At 62.6% G+C, this 26,784-nt stretch carries 25 protein-coding genes and 1 tRNA gene; 13 read left to right on the top strand and 13 right to left on the bottom strand.

Going from position 1 to position 26,784, the window contains the following annotated elements:
* Positions 1-320: 320 nt before the first annotated feature.
* Positions 321-530 carry a SlyX family protein gene (locus CO655_RS17660; RefSeq protein WP_039617164.1) on the top strand — a complete coding sequence of 70 codons (210 nt, stop codon included), beginning with the start codon at positions 321-323 and terminating at the stop codon, positions 528-530.
* 46 nt (positions 531-576) lie between these two features.
* Here the strand turns inward: CO655_RS17660 and CO655_RS17665 are convergent, their stop codons facing one another.
* Together CO655_RS17665 and CO655_RS17670 are read right to left on the bottom strand one after the other, a co-directional pair.
* Entirely contained in the window at positions 577-2,058 is a 1,482-nt protein-coding gene (locus tag CO655_RS17665) for an NAD-dependent succinate-semialdehyde dehydrogenase (RefSeq protein ID WP_097665689.1), read from the bottom strand.
* Between the two features lie 58 nt (positions 2,059-2,116).
* Positions 2,117-3,397 carry a 4-aminobutyrate--2-oxoglutarate transaminase gene (locus CO655_RS17670; protein ID WP_097665691.1) on the bottom strand — a complete coding sequence of 427 codons (1,281 nt, stop codon included), beginning with the start codon at positions 3,395-3,397 and terminating at the stop codon, positions 2,117-2,119.
* Between the two features lie 163 nt (positions 3,398-3,560).
* On the opposite strand from CO655_RS17670, the gene CO655_RS17675 reads away from it, so the two are divergent.
* The 3 genes from CO655_RS17675 (at position 3,561) to CO655_RS17685 (ending at position 7,051) form a co-directional block, all read left to right on the top strand.
* A complete protein-coding gene (locus tag CO655_RS17675) occupies positions 3,561-4,367 on the top strand; it encodes a MerR family transcriptional regulator (protein WP_097665693.1) in 807 nt (268 codons plus the stop codon).
* A gap of 168 nt (positions 4,368-4,535) precedes the next feature.
* Positions 4,536-5,162, top strand: coding sequence for a ribonuclease D (locus tag CO655_RS17680; RefSeq protein WP_010027227.1), 627 nt, complete (start codon positions 4,536-4,538; stop codon positions 5,160-5,162).
* Positions 5,163-5,503: 341 nt separating this feature from the next.
* Positions 5,504-7,051, top strand: a complete 1,548-nt coding sequence (locus CO655_RS17685; RefSeq protein ID WP_097608068.1) for a hypothetical protein — start codon at positions 5,504-5,506, stop codon at positions 7,049-7,051.
* Between the two features lie 79 nt (positions 7,052-7,130).
* Here the strand turns inward: CO655_RS17685 and rpsA are convergent, their stop codons facing one another.
* Together rpsA and cmk are read right to left on the bottom strand one after the other, a co-directional pair.
* The gene (rpsA, locus tag CO655_RS17690; protein ID WP_097608069.1) at positions 7,131-8,834 is read right to left on the bottom strand and encodes a 30S ribosomal protein S1; all 1,704 of its coding nucleotides are present in this window, start codon (positions 8,832-8,834) and stop codon (positions 7,131-7,133) included.
* 173 nt (positions 8,835-9,007) lie between these two features.
* Positions 9,008-9,655 carry a (d)CMP kinase gene (gene cmk, locus CO655_RS17695; protein ID WP_097608070.1) on the bottom strand — a complete coding sequence of 216 codons (648 nt, stop codon included), beginning with the start codon at positions 9,653-9,655 and terminating at the stop codon, positions 9,008-9,010.
* A 329-nt stretch (positions 9,656-9,984) separates the two neighbouring features.
* Between cmk and CO655_RS17700 the strand changes: the two genes are divergently transcribed.
* From CO655_RS17700 to CO655_RS17720, 5 genes are all read left to right on the top strand, one after another.
* A complete protein-coding gene (locus CO655_RS17700) occupies positions 9,985-10,368 on the top strand; it encodes a TIGR02300 family protein (protein WP_038686030.1) in 384 nt (127 codons plus the stop codon).
* Positions 10,369-10,517: 149 nt separating this feature from the next.
* A tRNA-Ala gene (locus tag CO655_RS17705) sits at positions 10,518-10,593 on the top strand.
* Between the two features lie 101 nt (positions 10,594-10,694).
* On the top strand, positions 10,695-10,988 hold the full coding sequence (locus CO655_RS17710) for a GIY-YIG nuclease family protein (RefSeq protein WP_097665695.1): 294 nt from the start codon (positions 10,695-10,697) through the stop codon (positions 10,986-10,988).
* A 196-nt stretch (positions 10,989-11,184) separates the two neighbouring features.
* Positions 11,185-11,907 (top strand): YoaK family protein, encoded by a 723-nt coding sequence (locus CO655_RS17715; RefSeq protein WP_097665697.1) that lies wholly within the window; start codon positions 11,185-11,187, stop codon positions 11,905-11,907.
* Positions 11,908-11,975: 68 nt separating this feature from the next.
* The gene (locus tag CO655_RS17720) at positions 11,976-12,764 is read left to right on the top strand and encodes a YdcF family protein (protein ID WP_097665699.1); all 789 of its coding nucleotides are present in this window, start codon (positions 11,976-11,978) and stop codon (positions 12,762-12,764) included.
* A gap of 1 nt (position 12,765) precedes the next feature.
* Here the strand turns inward: CO655_RS17720 and CO655_RS17725 are convergent, their stop codons facing one another.
* Positions 12,766-13,239 (bottom strand): hypothetical protein, encoded by a 474-nt coding sequence (locus CO655_RS17725; protein WP_097665700.1) that lies wholly within the window; start codon positions 13,237-13,239, stop codon positions 12,766-12,768.
* 113 nt (positions 13,240-13,352) lie between these two features.
* Between CO655_RS17725 and CO655_RS17730 the strand changes: the two genes are divergently transcribed.
* Positions 13,353-13,988 (top strand): trimeric intracellular cation channel family protein, encoded by a 636-nt coding sequence (locus tag CO655_RS17730; RefSeq protein ID WP_097665702.1) that lies wholly within the window; start codon positions 13,353-13,355, stop codon positions 13,986-13,988.
* An 81-nt stretch (positions 13,989-14,069) separates the two neighbouring features.
* Here the strand turns inward: CO655_RS17730 and irrA are convergent, their stop codons facing one another.
* Complete coding sequence (gene irrA / locus CO655_RS17735; protein ID WP_038692124.1) at positions 14,070-14,489, bottom strand: iron response transcriptional regulator IrrA; 420 nt, start codon at positions 14,487-14,489, stop codon at positions 14,070-14,072.
* Between the two features lie 301 nt (positions 14,490-14,790).
* Between irrA and fabA the strand changes: the two genes are divergently transcribed.
* Genes fabA through fabI form a run of 3 tightly spaced genes read left to right on the top strand, consistent with a single transcriptional unit; the run spans position 14,791 to position 17,395 of the window.
* Entirely contained in the window at positions 14,791-15,306 is a 516-nt protein-coding gene (fabA, locus tag CO655_RS17740; protein WP_097665704.1) for a 3-hydroxyacyl-[acyl-carrier-protein] dehydratase FabA, read from the top strand.
* A 45-nt stretch (positions 15,307-15,351) separates the two neighbouring features.
* Positions 15,352-16,584 carry a beta-ketoacyl-ACP synthase I gene (gene fabB / locus CO655_RS17745; protein ID WP_097665706.1) on the top strand — a complete coding sequence of 411 codons (1,233 nt, stop codon included), beginning with the start codon at positions 15,352-15,354 and terminating at the stop codon, positions 16,582-16,584.
* 4 nt (positions 16,585-16,588) lie between these two features.
* A complete protein-coding gene (gene fabI, locus CO655_RS17750) occupies positions 16,589-17,395 on the top strand; it encodes an enoyl-ACP reductase FabI (protein ID WP_097665708.1) in 807 nt (268 codons plus the stop codon).
* Between the two features lie 94 nt (positions 17,396-17,489).
* On the opposite strand, the gene CO655_RS17755 is transcribed toward fabI, so the two are convergent.
* From CO655_RS17755 to infB, 7 genes are all read right to left on the bottom strand, one after another.
* On the bottom strand, positions 17,490-18,506 hold the full coding sequence (locus CO655_RS17755) for a class I SAM-dependent methyltransferase (RefSeq protein WP_097608077.1): 1,017 nt from the start codon (positions 18,504-18,506) through the stop codon (positions 17,490-17,492).
* 130 nt (positions 18,507-18,636) lie between these two features.
* Entirely contained in the window at positions 18,637-20,775 is a 2,139-nt protein-coding gene (pnp, locus tag CO655_RS17760; protein WP_064681602.1) for a polyribonucleotide nucleotidyltransferase, read from the bottom strand.
* A gap of 348 nt (positions 20,776-21,123) precedes the next feature.
* Positions 21,124-21,393, bottom strand: a complete 270-nt coding sequence (gene rpsO, locus CO655_RS17765) for a 30S ribosomal protein S15 (RefSeq protein WP_064693303.1) — start codon at positions 21,391-21,393, stop codon at positions 21,124-21,126.
* 150 nt (positions 21,394-21,543) lie between these two features.
* Complete coding sequence (locus tag CO655_RS17770; protein WP_097665710.1) at positions 21,544-22,395, bottom strand: alpha/beta hydrolase; 852 nt, start codon at positions 22,393-22,395, stop codon at positions 21,544-21,546.
* A 96-nt stretch (positions 22,396-22,491) separates the two neighbouring features.
* Entirely contained in the window at positions 22,492-23,424 is a 933-nt protein-coding gene (truB, locus tag CO655_RS17775; RefSeq protein WP_097665712.1) for a tRNA pseudouridine(55) synthase TruB, read from the bottom strand.
* 12 nt (positions 23,425-23,436) lie between these two features.
* Complete coding sequence (rbfA, locus tag CO655_RS17780; RefSeq protein WP_010030783.1) at positions 23,437-23,841, bottom strand: 30S ribosome-binding factor RbfA; 405 nt, start codon at positions 23,839-23,841, stop codon at positions 23,437-23,439.
* A 160-nt stretch (positions 23,842-24,001) separates the two neighbouring features.
* On the bottom strand, positions 24,002-26,743 hold the full coding sequence (gene infB / locus CO655_RS17785) for a translation initiation factor IF-2 (RefSeq protein WP_097608080.1): 2,742 nt from the start codon (positions 26,741-26,743) through the stop codon (positions 24,002-24,004).
* Positions 26,744-26,784: the final 41 nt, after the last annotated feature.

The raw sequence follows: 26,784 nt of genomic DNA on the forward strand, positions 1-26,784 counted from the left end.
CCGCTTTGGGAGAACCATCTATTCTGCCGGTGTCGGCAAAGGAGGATCTAGAGCCTTTCCGGGTTAGATTGTAGCATTCTGTTGGCTCAAACGGAGTCGGATGGTCGACCGGCCGGCGCGTGTCGTAGCCCGGTTCTACGGCCAAGCCGGCCGGTCGAGCAGGCGGCCCGTTTCAGCCAACCCGAAGGGCCGAGCATCTTTCCGCCAGGACAAAGGCGATCGGCTCGGGCGTACCAAGGGGTATGCCCGTCGCCAATCGCCTTTGCCCTGACGAAAACCTGCTCCGGCAGAATGCTGCAATCTAACCCGGAAAGACTCTAATGTCCGACGAGACGAACCGCATCACCCGGCTGGAGGAAATGCTGGCCTATCAGGCAAAGACGATCGAGGAGCTTTCTGATCAGCTTGCCGAACAATGGAAGATCGTCGAGCAGATGCGCACCAAGCTCGACCGTCTGACCGAACGTTTCCTGTCGCTGGAGGAGCAGTCGCTGGAAGCGCCTGCCGTCACCCGTCCGCCGCATTATTAACGGCACGCGGCGAGAGGCCGCGTGCCCGGTTCTTGCGGCTGGCTGATCAGACGCCGCCGATGCAGAGATATTTCATTTCGAGATAGTCGTCGGCGCCGTGGCGTGAGCCCTCGCGGCCGAGGCCGGATTGCTTGATGCCGCCGAAGGGCGCGGTCTCGGACGACATGATGCCGGTATTGATGCCGATCATGCCGTATTCCAGCGCTTCCGCCACCCGCCAGACCTTCTTCAGGTCGCCGGCATAGAAGTAGGCGGCAAGGCCGAATTCGGTATCATTGGCTTGAGCGATGACATCCTCGGCCGTCTCGAAACGGAAGAGCGGCGCCACCGGTCCGAAGGTTTCCTCGCGCGCCACCTTCATGCCGCGCGCCACGCCGGTCAGCACCGTCGGGGCGAAGAAGGTGCCGGCGCCGTCGATACGCTTGCCGCCGGTCAGCACCTTGGCGCCCTTGGCAAGCGCGTCGCTGACATGATCTTCCACCTTGGCAAGGCCCTGCTCGTCGATCAGCGGCCCGATCTCGACACCCGCGGTGAAGCCGTCGCCGACCGACATCTCGGCGACCCTGGCGGCAAGCTTGGCCGCAAAGGCGTCATAGACGCCCGACTGGATGTAGAGGCGGTTGGCGCAAACGCAGGTCTGGCCGGCATTGCGGTATTTGGAGGCGATCGCGCCTTCGACGGCGGCGTCGAGATCGGCATCGTCGAAGACGATGAAGGGTGCATTGCCGCCGAGTTCCAGGCTGACCTTCTTGATCTGGTCGGCGCACTGCCGCATCAGGATGCGGCCGACTTCGGTCGAGCCGGTGAAGCTGATCTTGCGCACCTTGTCATTGCCGCAAAGCTCGCGGCCGATTGCCGGGCCGTCGACGCCGACGATGAGATTGAAGACGCCGGCGGGGATGCCGGCCTGTTCGGCGAGCACGGCAAGGGCGATCGCCGTCAGCGGCGTCTGTTCGGCGGGCTTCGAGACGACCGTGCAGCCGACGGCCAGCGCCGGCGCGATCTTGCGGGCGATCATCGCCGCCGGGAAATTCCACGGCGTGATCGTGCCGACGACGCCGACCGGCTGCTTGATGACGATCATGCGCTTGTCCTGGGACGGCGCCGGGATCGTCTCGCCATAGATCCGCTTGGCCTCTTCGGCGTACCATTCGACATAGGACGCGGCATACAGGATCTCGCCACGCGCTTCCGCGAACGGCTTGCCCATTTCGGCGGTCAGGATCGCGGCGAGTGCGTCGGCATTGGCGACCATCAGGTCGAACCATTTGCGCAAGGTGGCGCTGCGCTCCTTGGCCGGGCGGGCAGCCCAGGCCGGCTGGGCGGCATAGGCCGCATCGATCGCCGCCCGCGTCTCGCTGGCTCCCATGTCGGGCAGCGAGGCAAGCAGCTCGCCGGTTGCCGGATTGAGCACGTCGAAGGTCTTGGCGGCATCGCCCGATGTCCAGACGCCGTTGATATAGCCGGCGGCGCGCAGGAACGGCGAAGAGAAGGGAACGTGCTTCGTCAGGGCGGTGGTGAAAGCCATGGCATATCTCCTTTGGGAGAGGCTGCCGGTCGCCGGCAGCCATTGAAATCCGGTTCGGTTACTTGGCCGCGCTCGCTTCCAGCATCGAGGCCTCGAGAATGTCGAGTGCCTCGCCGAGAACCTCGTCCTGGATGGTGATCGGCGCGAGGAAGCGGATGACATTGCCGTGGACGCCGCAGGTGAGCAGGATCAGGCCCTTGTCGAGTGCGATCAGCCGCACCCGGTTGGCGAAATCGGCACTCGGCAAGCCGGTCGTCCGGTCGTTGAATTCGATCGCATTCATGAAGCCCGGCCCGCGGATATCGGCGATCTCCGGCACGCTGTCGCGCAAGGATTCCAGCCGCTGTTTCAGCCGGCCGCCGAGCAGGTCGGCACGATCGCAGAGATCCTCGTCGGCGATGACGTCGAGGACGGCATGCGCAGCGGCGATGCCGAGCGGGTTGCCGCCATATGTGCCGCCGAGCCCGCCCGGTCCGGGCGCGTCCATGATCTCGGCGCGGCCGGTGACGGCGGCGAGCGGAAAGCCGCCGGCAAGGCTCTTTGCCATCGTCGTCAGGTCGGCCGCCACCTCGTGATGATCCATCGCGAACATCCGGCCGGTGCGGGCAAAACCGGTCTGCACTTCGTCGGCGATCAGCAGGATGCCATGCTGGTCGCAGAGCTCGCGCAGCGCCTTCATGAAGGCGGCGGGTGCGGAATAGAAGCCGCCTTCGCCCTGCACCGGCTCGATGATGATGGCGGCGACGCGCTGCGGATCGACATCGGCGGCAAAGAGCTTCTTCAGCGCGGCAAGCGACTGATCGGCGGTAACACCATGCAGTTCGACCGGGAAGGGGACGTGGAAGACGTCGCCCGGCATGGCGCCGAAGCCGACCTTGTAGGGCACGACCTTGCCGGTCAGCGCCATGCCCATGAAGGTGCGGCCGTGAAAGCCGCCGCCAAAGGCGATGACGGCCGAACGGCCGGTTGCCGCACGGGCGATTTTGACGGCATTTTCGACCGCCTCGGCGCCGGTCGTGACGAAGATTGTCTTCTTCTCGAAATCGCCCGGCAGCAGCGCGTTCAACCGTTCGGCAAGGCTGACGTAGCTCTCGTAGGGCACCACCTGATGGCAGGTATGGGTGAAGCGGTCGAGCTGGTCTTTGACCGCCGCGATGACTTTGGGATGGCGGTGGCCGGTGTTGAGAACGGCGATGCCGGCGGCGAAATCGATATAGCGGCGCCCCTCCTTGTCCCAGATTTCGGCATTCTCGGCGCGATCCGCATAGATCTGGGTGGTCATGCCGACGCCGCGCGAAATTGCGGCGTTCTTCCGGTCCGTAAGGCTTGTCGCGGTCATCGATCTGCTCCATATCGAGGGTTAAGGATTATCTTGCATAAGTTCTGCAAGATATTCTGGAAATTCCTACATTTTTCCTGCAAGAAAACAAGAGACATTTTTTGCTTCAAACATCAGGCGATTTGATCAATGTTCGCGCGACGAGAATCGGGGATAGTGGCGGATGAACGATAACGGGCCTGTGCGCTACAAGGTGGCGGAGGCCGCGCGGCTGGCCGGTGTTTCCGCCTCGACGCTGCGCCTCTGGGAAAGCCAGGGTCTGGTGGTTCCCGGCCGCTCCGAAACCGGTCATCGGCAATATAGCGCCGACGACGTCGCGCGCCTGAAGCGCATCTCCTGGTATCGGGTCGAGCGCGGCCTCAATCCCGCGGCCATCCGCGAGGCGCTGGAGGGCGAGGATCCCGTGGCCGAGGGCGAAGCAAGCCAGAATTCCGGCCTCGGCCGCAGGCTGCGCAGCCTGCGCCATGCCGCCGGCAAGACACTGGAACAGGTGGCCGGGGACAACGGCATCACCGCTTCGACGCTGTCGACGCTGGAGCGCACCTCGCAGGGCGTCGGCTTCAAGACGCTGCATGATCTCGCTGATTACTACGGCACCACCGTCTCCCGCCTGTCCGGCGAAGAAAGCGGCGAGGTGCCGGTCCTGGTGCGTTCCGGCGAATGGCGCAGCTGGCCGGAAACGACGCCCGGCGTCACCGTGCAGCTGCTTGCCGAAGGCCCCAGGATGATGGACTGCCATCGTTTCGTGCTGGCGCCGGGCGCAGCCAGCGAGGGCGCCTACCGCCACGAGGGCGAGGAATTCATGCATGTCCTGTCCGGCCGGCTCGAGCTGGTGCTCGACGGTGATCAGTTCTTCGAACTCGGTCCGGGCGATTCGCTGTATTTCGAAAGCCGCCGCTACCATTCCTGGCGCAACCGCCACGACGGCGAAACCGTGCTTCTCTGGATCAACACGCCGCCGACATTCTGATGCGAAGAAGCGGTTTCGCACTTTGCGCCTTTGCGCTATAGCGCTACCTACGCAATTCCTTAGGTCGAAAATCGATATAAGGATAAAATCATGCAGCAATTCAAAGCGCTACAGCGTCCTTTGCGCGTCTGAAAAGAGGCGCGGCTGTTTCGAACGAAAGATAGTCTCATGGCCGCCACCATACGTTATCACGAAGGCGATATTTCCACGGCCGATGCGGCCCGCTACACCGGCGCGGTAGCGATCGACACCGAAACGCTCGGCCTGGTGCCGCGCCGCGATCGGCTCTGCGTCGTCCAGCTTTCGCCGGGTGACGGCACCGCCGACGTCATCCGTATCGCCGCCGGCCAGAAAGAGGCGCCCAACCTGGTCGCCCTGCTCGAAGATCCGACCCATCAGAAGATCTTTCATTATGGCCGCTTCGATATTGCCGTGCTCTTCCACACCTTCGGCGTCACGACGACCCCGGTCTTCTGCACCAAGATCGCCTCGCGCCTGATCCGAACCTACACCGATCGCCATGGCTTGAAGGATAATCTCAAGGAGATGCTCGACATCGACATCTCCAAGACGCAGCAATCGTCCGACTGGGCGGCCGAAACGCTGTCTCCGGCCCAGCTCGAATATGCCGCTTCCGACGTGCTTTACCTGCATGCTTTGCGCGACAAGCTGACCGCCCGCCTGATCCGCGACGGCCGCTTCGATCATGCCACCGCCTGCTTCGAATTCCTGCCGACCCGCGCCAAGCTCGACCTGCTCGGCTGGGAAGAGGCCGATATCTTCGCCCATAGCTGAGCGAACCGCCCGGTGAACACTGGCACCAGCCCCTGCGTGGCTTCCGCGGCCGTAATAGCGAATACCTGAAGGGCGCGAAGCGAATCCAAGAGATCGCGACGCGCTTTAGCCCTTTGTTTTTATGCATGTCGTTGTCCCGGAACCGCTGCACACTTCCGGGCGACATGCATTAGCATTTCGTTAAGATCTCTTTACTAAAATTCTCGTTAATTTTTATGCATTCGATGACGCCGGAATTGCGTCATGCGGACAGGAGGATCTGCTGGGATGCAGAGGGATCGGATGAGCACGGTCCTTTTATAGAGCCTGCTTTCATCGTCACTTTGCGAAAGGAGCATGCCATGTTGACTCCCGTTCGTGCGGCGTCCAATGCAAGCTTTTCGTCTCAAGGCCAGACTGCGGCGATCGTCGCCGGCGGCCTCGGCCGATCTGTCATTGCCCCGGCGCCCGTCAATGCCGTCGAAGCCGCCGACCTGAATTCCGCCATTGCCGGCAAGCTGAATATCCTGCTCCTGGCCGCGCGCGAGCGCATGGTCGACGCCCTTTTCGATGTCCTCGATGCGGCCGGCCGCGCCATCTCGCTGGATCGCGGCGAGGACGAAACCAATCTTGCCTTCGCCTCCCGGCTCGCCGATGCCATCCGGCGCCTGCCGGCCGCCCGGATCGACGAGGTCGAGCGCCAGCTTGCCGGACAGGGCCATAGCCTGCCGCTCAGGATGGTCGCCGAAGCCTTGAAGAATCCGACAGGTCCGGAAGCCGCCCGGATCGTCGCTTATCTCGAAATAGTCCGCTACAAGGACCGTGATCTCGCCGCCCGCGCCGTGGTGCGTTCCTATGGCCAGAACGACGCTTCGCCGATGCGCGCCGATGCCCGCCCTGAAATCCAGCTGCATGAGGGCAGCCTGCCTGCCGCCATGCGCCAGCCGGCAGAAGAGGCGCCTGCGCCGGCCGATGCCCATGTCGGGGCCGAAGCGCTTATGACGGACGAGAAGACGATCGCCGCGGAGACTGTCGAAACAGCCGAGCCGAAAACGCCGCAGCTTGAAGACAACGCCCGCTCCGCTCCGGCGACGTCAGAAGACCTCGCGCCGGAAAATCCGGTCGCCCCCGAGACCGAAGCCCGGCAATCCATGGAGACAGCCGCGGCCGGCGATAGCAGGGAGACGGCGGAGCCGCCTGCCATCCAGCCGCGCGCAAATTCGGAAAAGGCCGATCCCGTCATTCCGAGAAACTGGACGGGCATTGTCGCCTCGATGACCGAAGAGGCCTCCGAGATGATCGCCACCATCATCCGCGAGCAGGACGTCGACACCGGACTGGAGGATGGTCCAGTCGAGGCGGCAGTAGAGATCGATGTCATTCTCGATGACGCCGTCATCAGCGATGCGGCCGAGACTTTGGCGAGGCAGCCTGCGGAAATTCCGGCATCCGACCTGCGCCAGGCCACGGCACTCCATCCCGCGCCAACGGAGAGCAAGGTTGCCGCGGCGGCTGACCGTCAGCCGAAGGAGATTGCCGCGCAGCCGCAAATAGTGCCGGCCCCAGAAGCCGTTGAACCCTCCTATGTGCCGCTTGCGGCAAGAATGCCGGATGGTTTTGCCTATGCCCAGCTGCCTTATCAGTTCGCCAAGGATATGCCGCTGAACGAAACGGCGGGGGAGACGCATCACCAGCATCAGCACCAGCGCGACGACGCTTCCGAGGATCAGCAGCAGGAAGAACAGCAGGCGCAGTCCGGCGAAGAGGCCGAGCCCGACCCCGCAGCGGCCGACGCCGCACCTGCGCGAAGGACGCCGCGAATGATCGACGCCGATCCGGCGCCCCAGCCGGCCGGCGCGGTCGCCGACCCTGTTTATGCGCTCTACCAGCGCATGGTCGGCTGGGAATGATACGGTTTCATCGCCTGAAAATGCAGAACCCGCCGGATCGCTCCGGCGGGTTCTTCAATTTTAGCGAAGGATGGGGGGCTTATTCGCCGCCGCGGTTCTTCAGGGCTGCGCCCAGGATGTCGCCGAGCGAAGCGCCGGAGTCGGACGAACCGAACTGAGCGACGGCTTCCTTCTCTTCCGCAATCTCCAGAGCCTTGATGGACAGCATGATCTTGCGGTCCTTCTTGGAGAAGTTGGTGACGCGGGCGTCGACGACCTGGCCGACCGAGAAGCGCTCAGGACGCTGCTCGTCGCGGTCGCGGGCGAGATCGGCGCGACGGATGAAGGACGTGATGTCTTCGTGGTTGACGAGCTTCACTTCGACGCCGCCATCGTTGATCGCGATGACTTCGCAGGAAACGACGGCGTTCTTGCGCAGATCGCCCGATGCAGCGGCGTCGCCGACTGCATCCTTGCCGAGCTGCTTGATGCCGAGCGAGATGCGTTCCTTCTCGACATCGACGTCGAGAACGACGGCCTTGACGACGTCACCCTTGTTGAACTCCTCGATGACCTGTTCGCCCGGACGGTTCCAGTCGAGGTCGGAGAGGTGCACCATGCCGTCGACATCGCCGTCGAGGCCGATGAACAGGCCGAATTCGGTCTTGTTCTTGACTTCGCCTTCGACTTCAGTGCCGGCCGGATGGCTGCGGGCGAATGCTGCCCACGGGTTTTCCAGCGTCTGCTTGAGGCCGAGCGAGATACGGCGCTTGGACGGATCGACTTCGAGAACGACGACTTCGACTTCCTGGCTCGTGGACAGGATCTTGCCGGGGTGAACGTTCTTCTTGGTCCAGGACATTTCCGAGATGTGGATCAGGCCTTCGATGCCCGGCTCCAGCTCGACGAACGCACCGTAGTCGGTGATGTTCGTGACGGTACCGGAGATCTTCTTGCCTTCCGGATACTTGGCCTGGATGCCATCCCACGGATCGGACTCGAGCTGCTTCATGCCGAGCGAGATGCGGTGGGTTTCCTGGTTGATGCGGATGATCTGAACCTTGACCTGCTGGCCGATGTTCAGGATTTCCGACGGATGGTTCACACGGCGCCATGCCATGTCGGTGACGTGCAGCAGGCCGTCAATGCCGCCGAGGTCGACGAACGCACCGTAATCGGTGATGTTCTTGACGACGCCGTCGACAACCTGGCCTTCTTCGAGGTTCTGAACGATTTCAGAACGCTGCTCGGCACGGGATTCTTCCAGAACCGTACGGCGCGATACGACGATGTTGCCGCGGCGCTTGTCCATCTTGAGGATTTCGAAGGGCTGCGGGTTGTGCATCAGCGGCGTGACGTCGCGGATCGGGCGGATATCGACCTGCGAACGCGGCAGGAAGGCGATCGCGCCGTCGAGGTCGACCGTGAAGCCGCCCTTGACCTGGTTGAAGATCACGCCTTCGACGCGTTCACCGGCTTCGAACTTGGCTTCGAGCTTGATCCAGCTTTCTTCGCGGCGAGCCTTCTCGCGCGACAGAACGGCTTCGCCAAGCGCGTTTTCGATGCGCTCGACATAGACTTCGACTTCGTCGCCGACCTTCAGCGAACCGTCCTTGGCGCGTGCGCCGAATTCCTTGAGCGCAATGCGGCCTTCAACCTTGAGGCCGACGTCGACAACGGCGACGTCCTTTTCGATGCCCGTGACGATGCCCTTGGTGACATAGCCTTCGGCCAGGTCGTTCTTGGCAAAGGACTCTTCGAGAAGAGCCGCGAAATCCTCGCGGGAGGGGGTAGCTACTGACATAAAATCTCCTGCGTGTCCCGAAATGGAATCGGACACGTGCGCGCCGGTTGGTTTGCGTTGAACGGGCCTGAACCCAGTCCGCCCTCTCTCACGAAGGCAATCCGGCGCTTGGACGGAATTTCAGGCTGCATAAAAGCGATATCGTGCTTTTGAGCACGCGAAATCGCTTGAATTTAGGCATTTCGGCTCAAGACTGCATCGATGATTGATTGCGCAGCTTGAAACGCGGCCTCTATACTCATTTCCGACGTATCAAGCAAGTGCGCATCGACCGCTGGTTTCAAAGGGCTGTCGGCCCGTCCCATGTCGCGTTCGTCGCGTCGCTTGACGTCCTCGAAAATCGCATCGAAATCCGCCGTCGCACCCTTGCCGACAATCTCGTCGTAACGGCGTCTCGCGCGCACCTGCGGCGTTGCCGTCACATAGAGCTTGACCGGCGCATCCGGGCAGACGACCGTGCCGATATCGCGCCCGTCGAGCACCGTGCCCGGCGCTTTTTCGGAGAACCGCCGCTGCGCCTCGACGAGCGCCCGGCGCACCGCCGGCATGACGGCGATCTTCGAGGCGGCTTCGCCGATCTCGTGTTGCGAAAGTATATCGCGATCGAGCCCGCCAAGTTCAACCTCCCGCGCCATCTTTTCCGCCACCGCCTCATCGTCAAGCGGCAGGCCGGCGTCGAGCAGCGCCTTGGCGGTGGCGCGGTAGGTCAGGCCGGTGTCGAGATGGTGGAAGCCATATTGCTCGGCGATGCGGCGCGAAAGCGTGCCCTTGCCGGCCGCAGCCGGGCCGTCGATGGCGATGGTGAAAGTCTTGGTCGTCATGAGATCAATCCTGGAGCAGGGCGCTTACGGGCCTCGACGCGGCGCCACACGTGGCATAATGCTTTGTAAAGGCGCAGCATTTCCTTCGCAAGCCCGCCCTTTCCGGCGACCGTCTCCGCCCGCTTCCGCAGCCGCCGCGCCCCGTTGCGAGAGGGACGCCGGCCGGGCAGCCGCCGGTGCCGGAAATACCCGGCACGGCGATGATAAAGTTTGGCTTTGACATGCGAAGCCGCAGCGATTAAGGGGACCGGCTTATAAATTCCGATGGAACGCCGGCTTGAACGGCATTTTGCCGAATCGCGGATTCGGCCATTCTCACGAGGCTTATAGTGGCGAAAGCGGAACTTGGAACCAAGCGCACCGATCCGGAAACCGGCAAGAAGTTCTACGATCTGAACCGGGATCCGATCGTTTCTCCTTATACCGGCAAGTCCTACCCCCTGTCCTTCTTCGAGGAAACCTCGGCAATCGCCGACGTCGCCGAGGAAGACGAGGTTGCGGAAGTCGATACCGAAAACACCGAAGTCGAACTGGTCTCGCTGGAAGATGCCGATGACGCCGCCGGCGGCGACGACATCCCCGATATGGGCGACGACGATGTCGAAATCGAAGGCGATGACGACGACGATACCTTCCTCACACCCGACGAAGACGATGACGACGACGACATGAGCGACATCATCGGCGTGACCGGCGACGAAGACGAAGTCTGACGACTGCATTTCGGCCCGGTGAGGAAAAAATTCTTCGGGCCGAATTTTTTAGGCTTGCTATCTCCGAAAACCGGAAGTAATAAGCCGCCACCCCAGAGGCAACGCCCTCCGGAGTATCCCAGGACCGGCCACGCCGGACCACCTTTGATGGGGCTATAGCTCAGCTGGGAGAGCGCTTGCATGGCATGCAAGAGGTCAGCGGTTCGATCCCGCTTAGCTCCACCACGCTTCGCCCTTACGGGCTTCGCGTGACACAGCCGCGAGAAACCGTTAGGCCGAAGCAGTGCCCGGCATAGCCCGAAGGGCGACGACGGGCTGAAACGCTGATGTGGTACGTCTATATTCTCCGCAGCGTCGATTTTCCCGATCAGGAATATACCGGCTCTACCGCAGATCTGCAGCAGCGCCTTGCGGCGCACAATGCCGGCAAATCCACCTACACCGCCAAATTCGCGCCTTGGAATTTGCTCTGGTATTGCGCCTTTCCCGACAAGTACAAAGCGCTTGAATTCGAAACCTACCTGAAATCGCATTCCGGTAGAGCTTTTGCCAGCAAGAGATTGGTCCAGCCGAATCAGACTCCGGATCATCTCATGAAACAGCAGACCGATTCCGAATAGCCAGAAAAGGCCTCCAGCGGCGTCTGTGGAGACCGGCGCACCCTCCAACGTCTGACGATCCCTTTGATCTATAGTGATAGCGTCGGCGAAGCTTGGCTCCGCCCCATTCCTTGCCAATCCTCTTTGCCAATTCCTCAATGAAGAGGATTTATTCTGCTGCCGGAACTCAGTGATTCCACTTCAGGACCCTCGAGCAATGACCAGAGCAAGACGCCGCCGTATCATCCGTACCCGACGCACCCTGACCGGGCTCGCCCTCGTCGGCTCGATTTCGTTTCTGGCCGGCATGACCGATGCGACCGGCCTGCTGCTGACCGGCGATTTCGTTTCCTTCATGACCGGCAACACGACGCGGGCCGCACTCGCCTTGAGCGAGGGCAACCTTTTTCACGCGGCGGTGCTGATCTCGGCCATTCTCGTCTTCGTGCTCGGCAACGCGGCCGGCATTGTCATCGCCCATGTCTCGCAGCGCCGGATTTTCGTGGTGCTCGGCTGCGTCGGCCTCGTCCTGGCGCTCGCCTCGATTGTGAGCGCGCAAAGCATGATGCTTCCGAGATTCTACCTGATCGTCTTTTCCATGGGCATGGTGAATGCCGCCGTCGAACATATCGAAGGCCTGCCGATCGGGTTGACCTATGTCACGGGCGCGCTGTCGCGTTTCGGCCGCGGCATCGGCCGCTGGATCATCGGCGATCGCCGCGTCGAATGGACGATCCAGATCGTGCCCTGGGGCGGCATGGTGCTCGGCGCGATTGCCGGTGCCGTCCTGACGCGGCTGACCGGCGCGCATGCCTTGTGGCTGGTCTCGATCTTTGCCATGGCGCTGGCGCTTGCCGCCATGTTCATTCCCCGGCCGCTTCAGCGGCGCTTCAACCAGAAGCTCGCGCCGCACCACTCGGCGGTTGCCCGCAGCAAATAGAGGCGTCGCATTCCTGTTACCCTCGAATCGGATAGGAAGGAGCGCCGTCCGTCCTCGAGGAGTAGATCTTGTTTCTGATTTCGAAGCTTGTCTGGATTTTGGGCCAGCCGCTGTCGCTGGCATTCCTTCTTGTCTTCTTCGCCCTCCTCGCCGGGCTTCTGCGCTGGCGCGCCTTAAGTCTTTTCGCGACAGCCGGTGGCGCCCTCATCCTCTTCGTCACGCTCTACACCACGGCCGGCAACCTCATGATGCAGGGGCTCGAGCAGCGGTTTCCAAAGCCTGCCGCCGATCCGGAAAACCTGCAATGCATGATCGTGCTCGGCGGCGCCTTCGAAAACGAGGTGAACACGGCCCGCCACGGTATCGAATTCAACGGCGGCGCCGACCGCTTCGTCGAAGCCCTGCGGCTGGCGCAGAAATTTCCCGACTCGCGCATTCTCGTTTCGGGCGGCGACGGCTCCATCTCCGGCATTTACGAAGGCGATGCGGCGGCGTCCGAGCGGTTCTTCCCGCTCTTCGGCATCGGCAAAGATCGGCTGATCGAGGAGCGGCAATCGCGCACCACCTTTGAAAACGCCGTCAACACCAAGGAATTCCTGGCAGGCCAGGGGCTTTCCCATTGCCTGCTGATCACCTCGGGTTTTCATATGCCGCGTTCCGTTGGCATCTTCCGCAAGCTCGGCATCGATATCGTGCCCTGGCCGACCGATTATCGCACCGACGGGCAGGTGAGGCCGGGCCTGGATTTCACCCAGCCGAACCTCAATGCCCAGAACATGGCGACGGCGATCCGCGAATGGTACGGCTTGGTCGGCTATTATCTCGCCGGCCGGACGTCGGAGCTCTATCCCCGCTGAGTCACTTCTTCGAGATGGTGACGAATTTCGTGCCGCGCACGCGCGCCGTCACGATACAGGGGTCACCTTCGGTGCGGTCGCAGAACCGCGGATGCATCTTCATCGCCAGCACCATGTTGCCGAAGCGCTGGACGAAGTCGTAGCCGTAGATCTGCGCCGTCGCGATCATGAAATAACCGCCTTCGGCGACCTGCAGATAGAAATTATAGGTGCAGCCGTCGTCATTGCATTGCGGCCCCTTCTGGCCGTCGCAGGTGAGCAGGCCTTCGTTGACCACCGCGTCGATCAGCCCGTCATTATTGATGTCCTGCCGGGTGATGAAGCCGTCGGCGAATTCGGCCGCCTTGCACTGCTCCTGGAAATGCTTCTTCTCGTAGATCTCCGGGTCGGAGATCAGCGACTGCTGGCCGAAGGCCGCAGCCGGCATGATGAGCAGCAGGACGATATTCAGAACGGCGAGCACCAGCGTTTTCACGGGCTTTCCTCTTTTGGATAAAGCTCTTCAGCTCGCTTTATGGCCGCTCCGCCTTGCGCCGCCCTTGCCGCCGTGGTTCTTTCCGGAAACTGTTCGCCGGCTCCGGGGTCCGCATGTCCTTGCTCGTCTATCTCGATTATGCCGGCATTGCGCTGTTTGCCGCGACAGGCGCGCTCGCAGCCTCGCGCAAGCAGCTGGATCTGATCGGCTTCCTGTTTTTCGCCATGGTGACGGGAACCGGCGGCGGCACCGTGCGCGATATCGTGCTCGGCCGCGTGCCGGTCTTCTGGGTGCTGAACCCCGGTTATATCCTCGTCTGCTGCATCATGGGCGTCATCGTTTTCTTCACCGCTCACCTGCTGGAATCGCGCTATCGCCTGCTGATCTGGCTGGATGCGATCGGTCTGGCCGCCTATTGCGTGCTCGGCGCCGCCAAGGGACTTGCCGCCACCGGCTCGCCGACCATCGCCATCGTCACCGGCACGTTGACGGCAACCTTCGGCGGCATCCTGCGCGATCTGATGGCAAACGAGCCTTCGGTGCTGCTCAGGCCGGAAATCTATGTGACGGCAGCCCTTATCGGCGCCGGCGTGTTCACGCTTGCCAATGGGCTGGGGATGCCGCTTTATCTCGCCTCGGGCTGTGGCGTCGCAGCCGCCTTTGCCGTTCGCGGCGGAGCGTTGTGGTTCGGCTGGACTTTCCCGATTTACAAGCACAAGCCCGGCCGGCATCCCGACGATGTCATGTAGAGACCGAGCATGATGCCGAAAAGTGTAAGCGGTTTTCGGACGACGTCATGCTCTAGCTATTTAAACTAGAACTGGATGCCGTCAGCCCCGCTTGGCCCGCAGGCGGATCACCACGTCGACATGGGCGATCTCCATGCCCTCGGGCGGCTCCGGCAGATTGGCGATCGTCAGGTTGCTGACGGGAATGTCGAGCACCTCGTTTTCGCCTTCGACGAAGAAATGATGGTGGTCGGACACATTCGTGTCGAAATAGGTCTTGGCGCTCTCCACGGCGAGAACGCGGATCAGGCCGGCCTCGGTGAACTGGTGCAGCGTGTTGTAGACGGTCGCCAGCGAAACCGGCACGCCGGCGGCAACCGCCTCCTCATGCAGTTCCTCGACGGTCAGATGCCGGTCGCCCTTGGCAAACAGGAGGTCGCCGAGCGCGACGCGCTGGCGGGTGGGACGCAAGCCTGCGCCACGCAGCCTTACCTCTATTGCGATCGGGAGTGCACCCGTCATCAAAACCAACTCCGGTTATTCCTGCATAAAGCAATCATGTTTCTCAAAGCGGTATAACTTTTGCATTGGAGCCTTTCAATAGTTCAATGGGGACAAGAGCCTGATAAACGCGGCAAAAACGGGCTTTTGACGCAAATAGGTCTGGTCGCGGCCCTGGCCTTCCTGTATGCGACCACCAAATAATGGCGTAGGCCTGGTCCGGGGCGATGAAGGAAGCTGCCTTGCTTGTGCTTCATTTTCTGAAGAACTTGGACTACACGTTCACATCCATCGGCTTCACGCGGGGGGAAAAATAAATTTTATGACAACCAGACAGTCCAGCTTCTCGTATGAAGAACTCATCGCTTGTGCTCATGGCAAGCTGTTCGGCCCCGGCAACGCGCAGCTGCCGCTGCCGCCCATGCTGATGGTTCACCGCATCACGGAAATTTCCGAAACCGGCGGTGCCTTCGACAAGGGCTATCTCAGGGCCGAATACGACGTACGCCCCGACGACTGGTATTTTCCCTGCCATTTCGAAGGCAATCCGATCATGCCGGGCTGCCTCGGCCTCGACGGCATGTGGCAGCTGACCGGCTTCTTTCTCGGCTGGCTCGGCGAGGAAGGCCGCGGCATGGCGCTTTCGACAGGCGAAGTGAAGTTCAAGGGCATGGTGCGGCCGCATACGAAACTCATCGAATACGGCATCGACTTCAAGCGCGTCATGCGCGGCCGCCTCGTGCTCGGCACGGCCGACGGCTGGCTGAAGGCAGACGGCGAGACCATATACCAGGCGGCCGATCTTCGTGTCGGTCTATCGAAAGACAAGACCGCCTGAAACCGCATTTCGAGCGGCTGACGAAAACAACAAAGGTTTGATCAGATGAGACGGGTAGTTGTCACGGGTCTGGGTATCGTTTCCTCGATCGGAAGCGACGCGGCCGAAGTCACCGAATCCTTGCGCCAGGCAAAGTCGGGTATTTCCTTTTCCAACGATTTCGCCGAACACGGCTTCAAGTGCCAGGTCTGGGGCAGCCCGAAGCTCGGCCCGGCGGAACTGGCCGAGCTGGTCGATCGCCGCGCCATGCGCTTCCTGTCGCAGGGCGGCGCCTGGAACCATGTCGCCATGAAGCAGGCGATCGCCGATTCCGGTCTGGAAGAGAAGGACTACGCGCAGAACGAACGCGCCGGCATCATCATGGGATCCGGCGGCCCGTCCACCCGCACACTCATCGAAGCGGCCGACATCACCGTCAAGAACAACAGCCCGAAGCGCATCGGCCCCTTCGCCGTGCCGAAGGCGATGTCTTCGACCGCCTCCGCCACGCTTGCCACCTGGTTCAAGATTCACGGCGTCAATTATTCGATCTCGTCGGCCTGCTCGACCTCGGCGCATTGCATCGGCAATGCCGCCGAGATGATCCAGTGGGGCAAGCAGGACGTGATGTTTGCCGGCGGCCACGAGGATCTCGACTGGACGATGTCCAATCTCTTCGACGCCATGGGCGCCATGTCCTCCAAGTACAACGACACGCCCGACAGCGCCTCGCGCGCCTATGACGTCAACCGCGACGGCTTCGTCATCGCCGGCGGCGCCGGCGTGCTGGTGCTCGAGGAGCTGGAGCGCGCCAAGGCTCGCGGCGCCAAGATCTACGCCGAAATCGTCGGCTACGGCGCCACTTCTGATGGTTACGACATGGTCGCTCCGTCGGGTGAGGGCGCCATCCGCTGCATGCGCCAGGCGCTTTCCACCGTCAAAGGCGACGTCGACTATATCAACACCCACGGCACGTCGACGCCGGTCGGCGACAGCAAGGAAATCGGCGCTATCCGCGAGGTGTTCGGCGCCAGGATCCCGCATATCCAGTCGACCAAGTCGCTGACGGGCCATTCACTGGGCGCGGCCGGCGTGCAGGAATCGATCTATTCCCTGCTGATGATGCAGCAAGGCTTCATCGGCGAGAGCGCCCATATCAGCGAGCTCGATCCCGAATTCGAAGGCGTGCCGATCGTGCGCGAGCGTATCGACAATGCGAAGATCGATATCGCCCTCTCCAACTCCTTCGGCTTCGGCGGGACGAACGCCACGCTCGTCTTCCAGCGCCATAACGGATAATAATATGACTGGAATCATGCAGGGTAAGCGCGGCCTCATCATGGGCGTCGCCAACAACCACTCGATCGCCTGGGGAATTTCGAAGGCCCTCGCCGCACAAGGTGCGGACCTCGCCTTCACCTATCAGGGCGAGGCGCTCGGCAAGCGCGTCAAGCCGCTTGCCGCCGAAGTCGGCTCGGATTTCGTGCTCCCCTGCGACGTCGAGGACATCGTCTCGGTCGATAGCCTGGTCGACGCGATCGAACAGCGCTGGGGCAAGCTCGATTTCATCGTTCATGCCATCGGCTTTTCCGACAAGAACGAGCTGAAGGGTCTCTACGCCGATACGACGCGCGAGAATTTCAGCCGCACCATGGTCATTTCCTGCTTCTCCTTCACCGAGATCGCCAAGCGTTGCGCGCCGTTGATGGAAGACGGCGGCGCGATGCTGACCTTGACCTACAATGGCTCGACGCGCGTCATCCCGAACTACAACGTCATGGGCGTCGCCAAGGCGGCGCTCGAGGCTTCGGTGCGTTATCTGGCCGCCGACTACGGCCCGCGCGGCATCCGCGTCAACGCCATATCCGCCGGGCCGATCCGCACGCTCGCCGGCGCCGGCATCTCCGATGCGCGCGCGATCCTCTCCTGGAACCAGCGCAATGCGCCGCTGCGCAAGACCGTGACCATCGATCAGGTCGGCAATTCGGCGCTCTACCTGCTTTCGGACCTTTCCGCCGGCGTCACCGGCGAGATCCACTTCGTCGACGCCGGTTTTAACGTCACCTCGATGCCGACGCTGGATACGCTGCGCAGGGCAGACGTCGAGTAGGCGCCGCTCATCGAAATTCAAAGGCCGTGCGCAGAGCCTGCGCACGGCCTTTTTGTTTTCGTGATGGGGAGATCGCTTCGAAGCCGCCTGAGCCTTATTTCTTCGCCCACAGAACCTTGAAGCGGGCATTGCGGCAGGTTTCGCCGCTTTCCCTGAATTCCGCCGCCAGAACCGGCTCGTAGGGTAGGCCGCGATTGGCGACGAGCAGCAGGCGGCCGCCGCCGCGAAGCGCGGATGCGGCGGTCTTGATCATCGCCTGGCCGAGCGACGGCTCGGCGGCATGGCCCTCATGGAAGGGCGGGTTCATGATGACGAGGTCGTATTTGTCCTTGACCGGCTCGCCCGCCAGATCGTGCCAGAAGAAGCGCGCAGGCGCGTTCGGGCAGTTCTCCGCCATATTGTCCCGCGCAGCCTCCAGGGCCGCGTGATTGGCCTCGTAGAGGTCAAGGCGCCCCAGTCCGCGCGATCTCTGCGCCATCTCGACGGAGAGATAACCCCATCCCGCGCCGAAATCGGCGACGTCGCCGGTAAAATCCTGCGGCAGGCGCGAGGCGAGCAGCTCCGATCCGGCATCGACGCGGTCATGCGAGAACATGCCGGCTGTCGCATGGAAGCGGTCGTCGACGCGCACCGGCGCTTTTGCCAGCTTGGAAACGATGTCGCCGGCATCGGCCGGCCGGCCGAACCAGAAGGCGACGCCGTGATATTTCGGCATATGGTCGATGGCGAGGCCGAACCCTTCCAGGCGCTTGCGCAGCGGCTGGATGCCGTCTTCCTTGGCCCCGGCAACGACGATCAGCCCGCCTGCCCGCGTGCGGGCGATGGCGGCGGCCAGATTCGCCTCGTTCTCGCCCTTGTGCTTGGTGCAGAGCACGAGTGCGGCGTCATAATCCTCGCCGTCGATCTCCGGCTTGGCGTCGATCCGCTGCGCCAGAAGCTGGCGGTAGAGCGGCCGGAAGCCCTGGACGGCGCTGAGCGAGGCGGCAAAGCCTTCGGGCAGCTGAAAGCCCGCCTCGGCGCCGAGAAACAGCACACGCTCGCCCTCGCCGGGCGCCTCGACTGTGCCGCTGGCAAAGGGATGGAACAGGGTCTTCAGCGTCTCGCGGCTCATGGGTCTCGTCTCGTTAAAGCATGTCGGGCAAAAGTGTGCAGCGGTTTTGCGACCACGACATGCGCAAAACCAGGATACAAAAAGGGCGCGGAAGATTCCCGCGCCCGGAATTCAATCTGGGAGACGCGGCTTATTCGGCCGCTTCTTCCTTCTTCTTCTCGTTCGCGATCTCCTGGCCGGTGGCCTGGTCGACGACCTTCATCGACAGGCGAACCTTGCCGCGTTCGTCGAAACCGAGCAGCTTGACCCAGACCTTGTCGCCTTCCTTGACGACGTCCTGCGTCTTGGCAACACGCTCGGAAGCGAGCTGCGAGATATGGACGAGGCCGTCGCGGGCGCCGAAGAAGTTGACGAAAGCGCCGAAGTCGGCGGTCTTGACGACGGTGCCTTCATAGATCTGGCCGATTTCAGGCTCGGCAACGATCGAGTGGATCCACTTGCGGGCCGCTTCGATTTCCTTGCCGGAAGAGGAAGCGATCTTGACGGTGCCGTCGTCCTCGATGTTGATCTTCGCACCGGTCTTTTCGACGATTTCGCGGATGACCTTGCCGCCGGAGCCGATGACTTCGCGGATCTTGTCGACCGGAATGTTCATGACTTCGATGCGCGGAGCGAATTCGCCGAGCTGGCCGCGGCTTTCGGTGATCGCCTTGGACATTTCACCGAGGATGTGGGTGCGGCCGCCCTGGGCCTGGCTGAGCGCGACCTTCATGATCTCTTCGGTGATGCCGGCGATCTTGATGTCCATCTGCAGCGAGGTGATGCCGTCGGCCGTACCTGCAACCTTGAAGTCCATGTCGCCGAGGTGGTCTTCGTCACCGAGGATATCGGAGAGAACAGCGAAGCGGTCGCCTTCCAGGATCAGGCCCATGGCGATGCCGGCAACCGGCTTGGCAAGCGGAACGCCGGCGTCCATCAGAGCGAGCGAGGTGCCGCAGACGGTCGCCATCGAGGACGAGCCGTTCGACTCGGTGATCTCGGAGACGACGCGCAGCGTGTAGGGGAACTGCTCGGCCGACGGCAGCATCGGACGGATGGCGCGCCATGCGAGCTTGCCGTGGCCGATTTCGCGGCGGCCCGGGGAGCCCATGCGGCCGGTCTCGCCGACGGAGTAGGGCGGGAAGTTGTAATGGAGCAGGAAGCGCTCCTTGTACATGCCCGTCAGGCTGTCGACATATTGTTCGTCTTCGCCGGTGCCGAGCGTGGCAACGACGATCGCCTGGGTTTCGCCGCGGGTGAACAGCGCCGAACCATGGGTGCGCGGCAGAAGCCCGACTTCCGAAACGATCGGACGAACGGTTTCGAGGTCGCGCCCGTCGATGCGGCTCTTGGTGTCGAGAATGTTCCAGCGGACGATCTTGGCCTGCAGGTGCTTGAAGATCGCGCCGACTTCCTCGGCCGTGTAGCGGGCTTCGCCTTCCTCGGGGAGGAAGTGGGCCTTCACCTTCGCCTTGACGGCGTCGACGGCGGCGTAGCGGTCGGCCTTCTGGGTGATCTTGTAGGCTTCACGCAGTTCGGCTTCGGCAAGACCGAGCATTTCGCTTTCGAGCGCGGAATAGTCTTCCGGCTGGAAGTCGCGCGGCTCCTTGGCGGCAACTTCGGCGAGCTTGATGATGGCGTCGAGAACCGGTTGGAAACCCCTGTGGCCGAACATGACGGCGCCGAGCATGACGTCCTCGGGCAGTTCCTTGGCTTCGGATTCGACCATCAGCACGGCGTCGTAGGTGCCGGCGACGACGAGGTCGAGGCTCGACTCGTCCATCTCGTCGAGATGCGGGTTGAGAACATATTCGCCGTTGATGTAGCCGACGCGCGCACCGCCGACCGGGCCCATGAAGGGGACGCCGGAGAGCGTCAGCGCTGCCGAGGTCGCGACCATCGACAGGATGTCGGGGTTGTTTTCAAGGTCGTGCTGGATGACGGTAACGACGACCTGCGTGTCGTTCTTGTAGCCTTCCGGGAAGAGCGGGCGGATCGGACGGTCGATCAGGCGGGAAACGAGGGTCTCGTTTTCGCTCGGGCGTCCTTCGCGCTTGAAATAGCCGCCGGGGATCTTGCCGGCTGCATAGGTCTTCTCCTGGTAGTTGACGGTCAGCGGAAAGAAGTCCTGGCCGGGCTTCGGCGCCTTGGCCGAAACGACGGTGGCGAGAACCACGGTTTCGCCGTAGGTGGCGAGAACGGCGCCGTCGGCCTGACGGGCGATCTTGCCGGTTTCAAGCTTCAGCGGGCGGCCGGCCCACTCGATTTCCACGGTGTGTGTATCAAACATATCTTGTCCTTCAATGCGGGAGCACGCGCCATCGCCGATATCAGGGCGCAGCGCACAGTCGACCGCAATCAATGCGACGTATCACGGGCAAGACAACGGGAGGCTTTTCGTCTCAGCTTCCTCAGGAACCCTTGTCCCCGGGAAATCGGGCCAAAGCTTCGAGAAGCTCTGGCCGAAAGCATCCGGCAATCCTGCCCCATGACAGGTCAGCGGTTGGTTTGGCAGAACCGGCCCATCCGGGTCCGCCGGTCGTTCCTCCGCTTGAGATAGGGCGCGGCCGGAACATTTCATCGGAACATCGTCCCGAAACAGATCCGGCGGACGCTCGAAAGCGCCCGCCGGACAATCTTAGCGGCGGATACCCAGGCTGGTGATCAGCTTGGAGTAGCGGCCTTCATCCTTCTTCTTGAGATAATCAAGAAGCGAGCGGCGGCTCGAAACCATCGTCAGCAGGCCACGGCGGGAATGGTTATCCTTCTTGTGGTCCTTGAAGTGTTCGGTCAGGTTGTTGATGCGCTCGGTCAGGATCGCGACCTGGACTTCCGGCGAACCGGTATCGCCTTCAGCGGTTGCGTATTCCTTGATCAGCGCAGCCTTGCGCTCAGCAGTGATCGACATCGGATGGTCCTTTCTATGAGAGGAGAAGAAGTCGCCAAAAGCCGGGATGCCGTCCAGCTTTGGCCGCGAATGCAATCGAGCGTACCCGATGCTGGCGCTGCCTATAAACCAAATAAGCAGCGATGGAAAGAGGGAGCCCCGCAGCAGCTTTCAGCGGCCCGTCATGGCGTCCCGAATCATCGCATTGTAGCCTGCAGGATCCTGCAGCATGGCGAAATGGCTGGCGTCTTTCAGGATGACGAGCTTTGCGCCGGGAATTTCTTTCGCCATCATCTCGGTATGATCGAGCTTTACGGCCTCATCATGATCACCGATGGCAAGCGTGACCGGCAGCGTGATCTTGCCAAGCTCCGTCGCCGTCCAGTTCGGCTGCGTCGCCCACATCTGCGAAATCTGCGTAACGAAGGCGTCGTATTCGTTCGGTGTCGGCGACAGCTTCCGGTATTGTTCGCCGGCGACGCTGATGTATTCGTTGAAGGTCTTGTTGCTCAAGACGTCGGGCTTGACGCCGTCCGTCGTGACATTGGCAGCCTGGGCAATGACCCGCCTCAGCTTTTCCGGATATCTCATCGCCATGTCGATGCCGATGATGCCGCCGTCCGACCACCCGACGAGCGTCACCTTGTCGATCTTCAGATAATCGAGCAGGGCGACATAGTCCGATGTCATCAGATCGTAGCCGAAGGGCTGCTGGCTGCGCGTCGAGCGGCCGTGACCGCGGCTGTCGGCAACGATGACCAGATGATCCCTGGCGAATTCGGCGATCTGGCGACCCCAGACGCCGGTATTGCCAAGGCCGCCATGGATGAAGAGGATCGGATCGCCTTCGCCGTATTCGGCATAATACATCCTGATGTCGTTCACATCAGCCATGCCGCTCACCTTCGGCGCGGGCATGGCAGGAAAGGCCGGGAGCCCGGCCCAGCGCTCGCCGGATTGCGCGCCGGCGACGGTCAGGAACATCGAAAAGAACGTCAGTATTCCAATTGCGATTGCGCGCATAATTTTCCCCTCGGGCCACCATGGCCCCTCGGGCCGCCACGGCCCGAAAGGAAGATATCGCATCGCGATCGTCTGGCAACCGTCAGCTGTACAGACTCAGGCGAAAACCCGCTTTGGGCGAAACTCGCCCTGGCCGATCTCGCCGATCGCGATCAGCCGGCCGCGGGCCGTCGCATAGGCTTCGCTTTCGGCGATCGGCGCATCACGGCCGCGCACCAGGATCGGATTGCCCATCTTCAGCCGGTGCGCCTGGTCGTCGTTGATGACGAGGTGGGGCAGGGCGGAAAGCGCTTCGCACGTGTCGATCAGCAATGCATCGAGGGCGGCGAGCCGCTCATCCATGTCTTCGATCGCTTCGAGCGCCACGAGATTGGCAAGCGGCACCATGGCTTCTTCCGCGAAAGGCGCGACGAAGGTGCGCCGCAGCCCGGATATATGGCCGTAGCAGCCGAGCTCGCGGCCGAAATCGCGGGCAAGCGCCCGGACATAAGTGCCCTTGCCGCATTCCACTTCGAAATGCGCGGTATTCGCATCCGGGCAGGCAAGCAGCGTCAGCCGGAAGATCTCGACTTCGCGTGAGGGAATCTCGACGGCTTCGCCGTCGCGCGCCAGATCATAGGCGCGTTCGCCTGCGATCTTGATGGCGGAAAACTGCGGCGGCACCTGGCTGATGGTGCCGATATAGCGGGGCAGGATATCGCGGATCTGCTGCTCGGTCGGGCGGCTTTCCGAGCTCTGGGTCACGTCGCCTTCGAGATCGTCGGTGGCCCGCTCCTCGCCCCAGCTGACAGTGAACTCATAGATTTTCCGGCCGTCCATCACATAGGGAACGGTCTTGGTCGCATCGCCGAGCGCGATCGGCAGCATGCCGGAGGCAAGCGGGTCGAGGGTGCCGGCCTGACCGGCCTTCTGCGCCTTGTAGAGCCATTTGAGCTTGGAAACGGCTTCCGTCGAGCCGAAATCCACCGGCTTGTCGAGGATCAGCCAGCCGGAAATCGGCCGGCCCTTGGGTTTGCGTGGTTTGGACATGCGTCTCTTCTGTTATTGTTCGTCGTTGTCGCCGTCGAGATCGCGGCTCACCTCGGGCGAACGCAAGAGCTCGTCGATCTTTTTGTAATTGTCGAAGCTGGTATCGTCGCGGAAACGCACCTCCGGCATGTATTTCATCTGCCGGAGCTGCGGCCCGAGCCGGCCGCGGATGAACTTCGCATGGCGGTTCAACGCCTCGATGACGATGCTGTGGTCGGAAACGCCGAGCGGCGTCACGTAAGCCGTGGCGATCTTGAGGTCCGGCGACATGCGCACTTCCGAAATCGAAATCACGGTCGCCTCGATGACGTCGTCGCGCACTTCGCCGCGCTGCAGCACCTGGGTGATCGCGGCGCGGACCTGTTCGCCAACGCGCAGCATGCGCTGCGAAGGCGCGGAGGATGTTGGTCTGGTCATTGTTATCTCTGTTTGCCGATGCGGCTGGGAATCGAACCCGTCAAAGGAGAGCGTCCATGACTCTTTTGGCTGCAAAGGTCAAGGCCGCCAGATACCAGAAGCCATCCGCCGGCTGGCGGATGGCTTCTGGAAAGCTGTTGTTGCGCGAGGCGCCCGACGGTTAGAGCGTGCGCGTGATGTGTTCGACGCGGAAGCACTCGATGACGTCGCCGACGCGCATGTCCTCGTAGTTTTCGAAGGCCATGCCGCATTCCTGGCCCATCGGCACTTCGGAGACTTCGTCCTTGAAGCGCTTGAGGGTCTTGAGCTTGCCTTCGTGGACGACGACGTCGTTGCGGATGAGGCGGACGCCCGCTCCACGCTCGACCTTGCCTTCGACGACACGGCAGCCTGCGACCTTGCCGACCTTGGTGATGTTGAACACCTCGAGGATCTCGGCATTGCCGATGAAGGTCTCGCGCCGTTCCGGCGACAGCAGGCCCGACATCGCCGCCTTCACGTCATCCACGAGATCGTAGATGATGTTGTAATAGCGGATCTCGAGGCCCTGGCGTTCGGCGAACTGGCGTGCCTGCGCATTGGCGCGAACGTTGAAGCCGATGATGGCGGCGTTCGAAGCTTCGGCGAGCGAAATATCCGATTCGGTGATGCCGCCTGCGCCTGAATGGACGATGCGGGCGCGGACTTCGTCGGTGCCGAGCTTCTCCAGCGCGCCGGCAATCGCTTCGATCGAGCCCTGCACGTCGCCCTTGATGACAAGCGGGAACTCCTTGATACCGGCGCTCTGGCGCTGGATCATCATCTGTTCCAGCGAGCCGCGCTGGCTAGACTGGCGGGCAGCCGCCTTGTCGCGGGCAAGACGCTGACGGTATTCCGAGATTTCACGGGCGCGGCTCTCGCTTTCGACGACAGCGAACTTGTCGCCTGCCTGCGGCGTGCCGGAAAGACCGAGGACCTCGACCGGAGTCGCGGGACCGGCTTCCTTCACATGGTCGCCCTTGTCGGTCACCAGCGCACGCACACGGCCCCAGACATCGCCGGCGACGATGATCTGACCCGGACGCAGCGTGCCCTTCTGGACGAGCACGGTCGCGACCGAACCACGGCCGCGGTCGAGCTGGGCTTCGATAACGGTGCCTTCCGCCGTCCGGTCGGGATTGGCCTTGAGGTCGAGAATTTCGGCCTGCAGCAGGATCGCCTCGAGCAGCTTGTCGAGGTTCTTGCCTGTTTTGGCCGAAACCTCGACGTCGAGCACTTCACCGCCCATGGTTTCCACGAAGACTTCGTGCTGCAGCAGCTGGTTGCGGACCTTCTGCGGATCGGCCTCGTGCTTGTCGATCTTGTTGATCGCAACGATGATCGGAACGCCAGCCGCCTTGGCGTGGTTGATCGATTCGATCGTCTGCGGCATGACGCTGTCATCGGCCGCGACCACCAGGATCGCAATATCGGTCGCCTGCGCGCCGCGGGCACGCATCGCCGTGAAGGCGGCGTGGCCGGGCGTGTCGATGAAGGTGATCTTCTGGCCGTTCTGCTCCACCTGATAGGCGCCGATATGCTGGGTGATGCCACCGGCTTCGCCGGAAACCACGTTGGCATGTCGGATGGCGTCGAGCAGCGAGGTCTTGCCGTGGTCGACATGGCCCATGATGGTGACGACGGGCGGGCGCGAAACCAGTTCGCCGGCCTCGTCGGAGACGTTGAAGATGCCGAGTTCGACATCGGACTCCGATACGCGCCGGACAGTATGGCCGAATTCGCCGGCGATGAGTTCGGCAAGGTCGGCGTCGATGACGTCGCCCGGCTTCATCATCTGGCCTTCCTTCATCAGGTACTTGATGACGTCGACGGCGCGTTCGGACATGCGCTGCGACAGTTCCTGAATGGTGATGGTTTCGGGCAGGATGACTTCGCGGGAGATCTTCTCGCGCGTTTCCTGCATCTGGCTGCGGCGGAATTTCTCCTGCCGGCGGCGCATTGCCGAAAGCGAACGGCCGCGGGCGTTGTCGTCGCCGTCCGCGTCGGCGGTGGTAATGGTCAGCTTGCCGCGGCGGCGCTCTTCATCCGTCTTCGGACGCGTCGTCACCGGTTTTGCGGGTTCGGGGCGAACGACGCGGCCACGGGCGGGACCGCCGCGGGCTGCGCCACGATCTTCGTCTTCCGTTTCAGGGCGACGGCCACGGGCACCGGCCGGCGCGGCGGCGCCTGGCGCCGGACGGGCGGCAGCGGGGGCTGCGGCATCGGGCCGGCGTGCAGCCGCAGGCCGCGGAGCCTCCGAACGAGCTTCGGCGGCGACGGGAGCCGGTGCTGCCTCAGCGGCTGCCGGTTCGACGACAGCGGGTGCCTCGGCCTGCCGGGCAGCCTCTTCGGCTGCCTTGCGGGCGGCTTCTTCTGCTTCGGCTGCCTTGCGGACAATCTCCTCGGCGGCACGGCGCTTGTCTTCCTCGGCGCGGCGGATCGCGTCCTGGGCGTCACGCGCCTGGGATTCTGCCAGCGCGCGGCGGCGGGCGTCCATCTCCTCAGGCGACAGATGGTTCAGCACGACAGGGCGCGGACGGTCGTTCGAGCGCTGCGGCTGATAGGACTGCTGCGGACGCTGGTTGGTCTGGCTGTTGCCCGGCTGGTGAACCCGCGGCGCCGGTGTCGGCTGCGGCGGACGCGCCTGAACGGGCGCCGGCGCCGGTTCGGCTGCGCGGACCGGGGCTGCCGGGGCAGCGGGCGTGATCGGCTTTTCGTCTTCCGGGCGCATCGGGCGCCGCTTGCGGGTCTCGACCACGACCGCCTTGGTGCGACCCCGACCCATATCCTGGCGAACGGTGCCCTGGCTCATCCCCGATGGTTTCAGGGTAAGCGTCTTTTTGCCCGTCACGCTGATTGTCTTGTCGTCGTTACTATCGGTCATTCGTTCCCGTTCCTTCGGACAGGGAGCGATGACTAGATCAG

The organism is Rhizobium sp. M1, from assembly GCF_002531805.1.
GTDB classification, from domain to species: Bacteria; Pseudomonadota; Alphaproteobacteria; order Rhizobiales; family Rhizobiaceae; genus Rhizobium; species Rhizobium etli_C.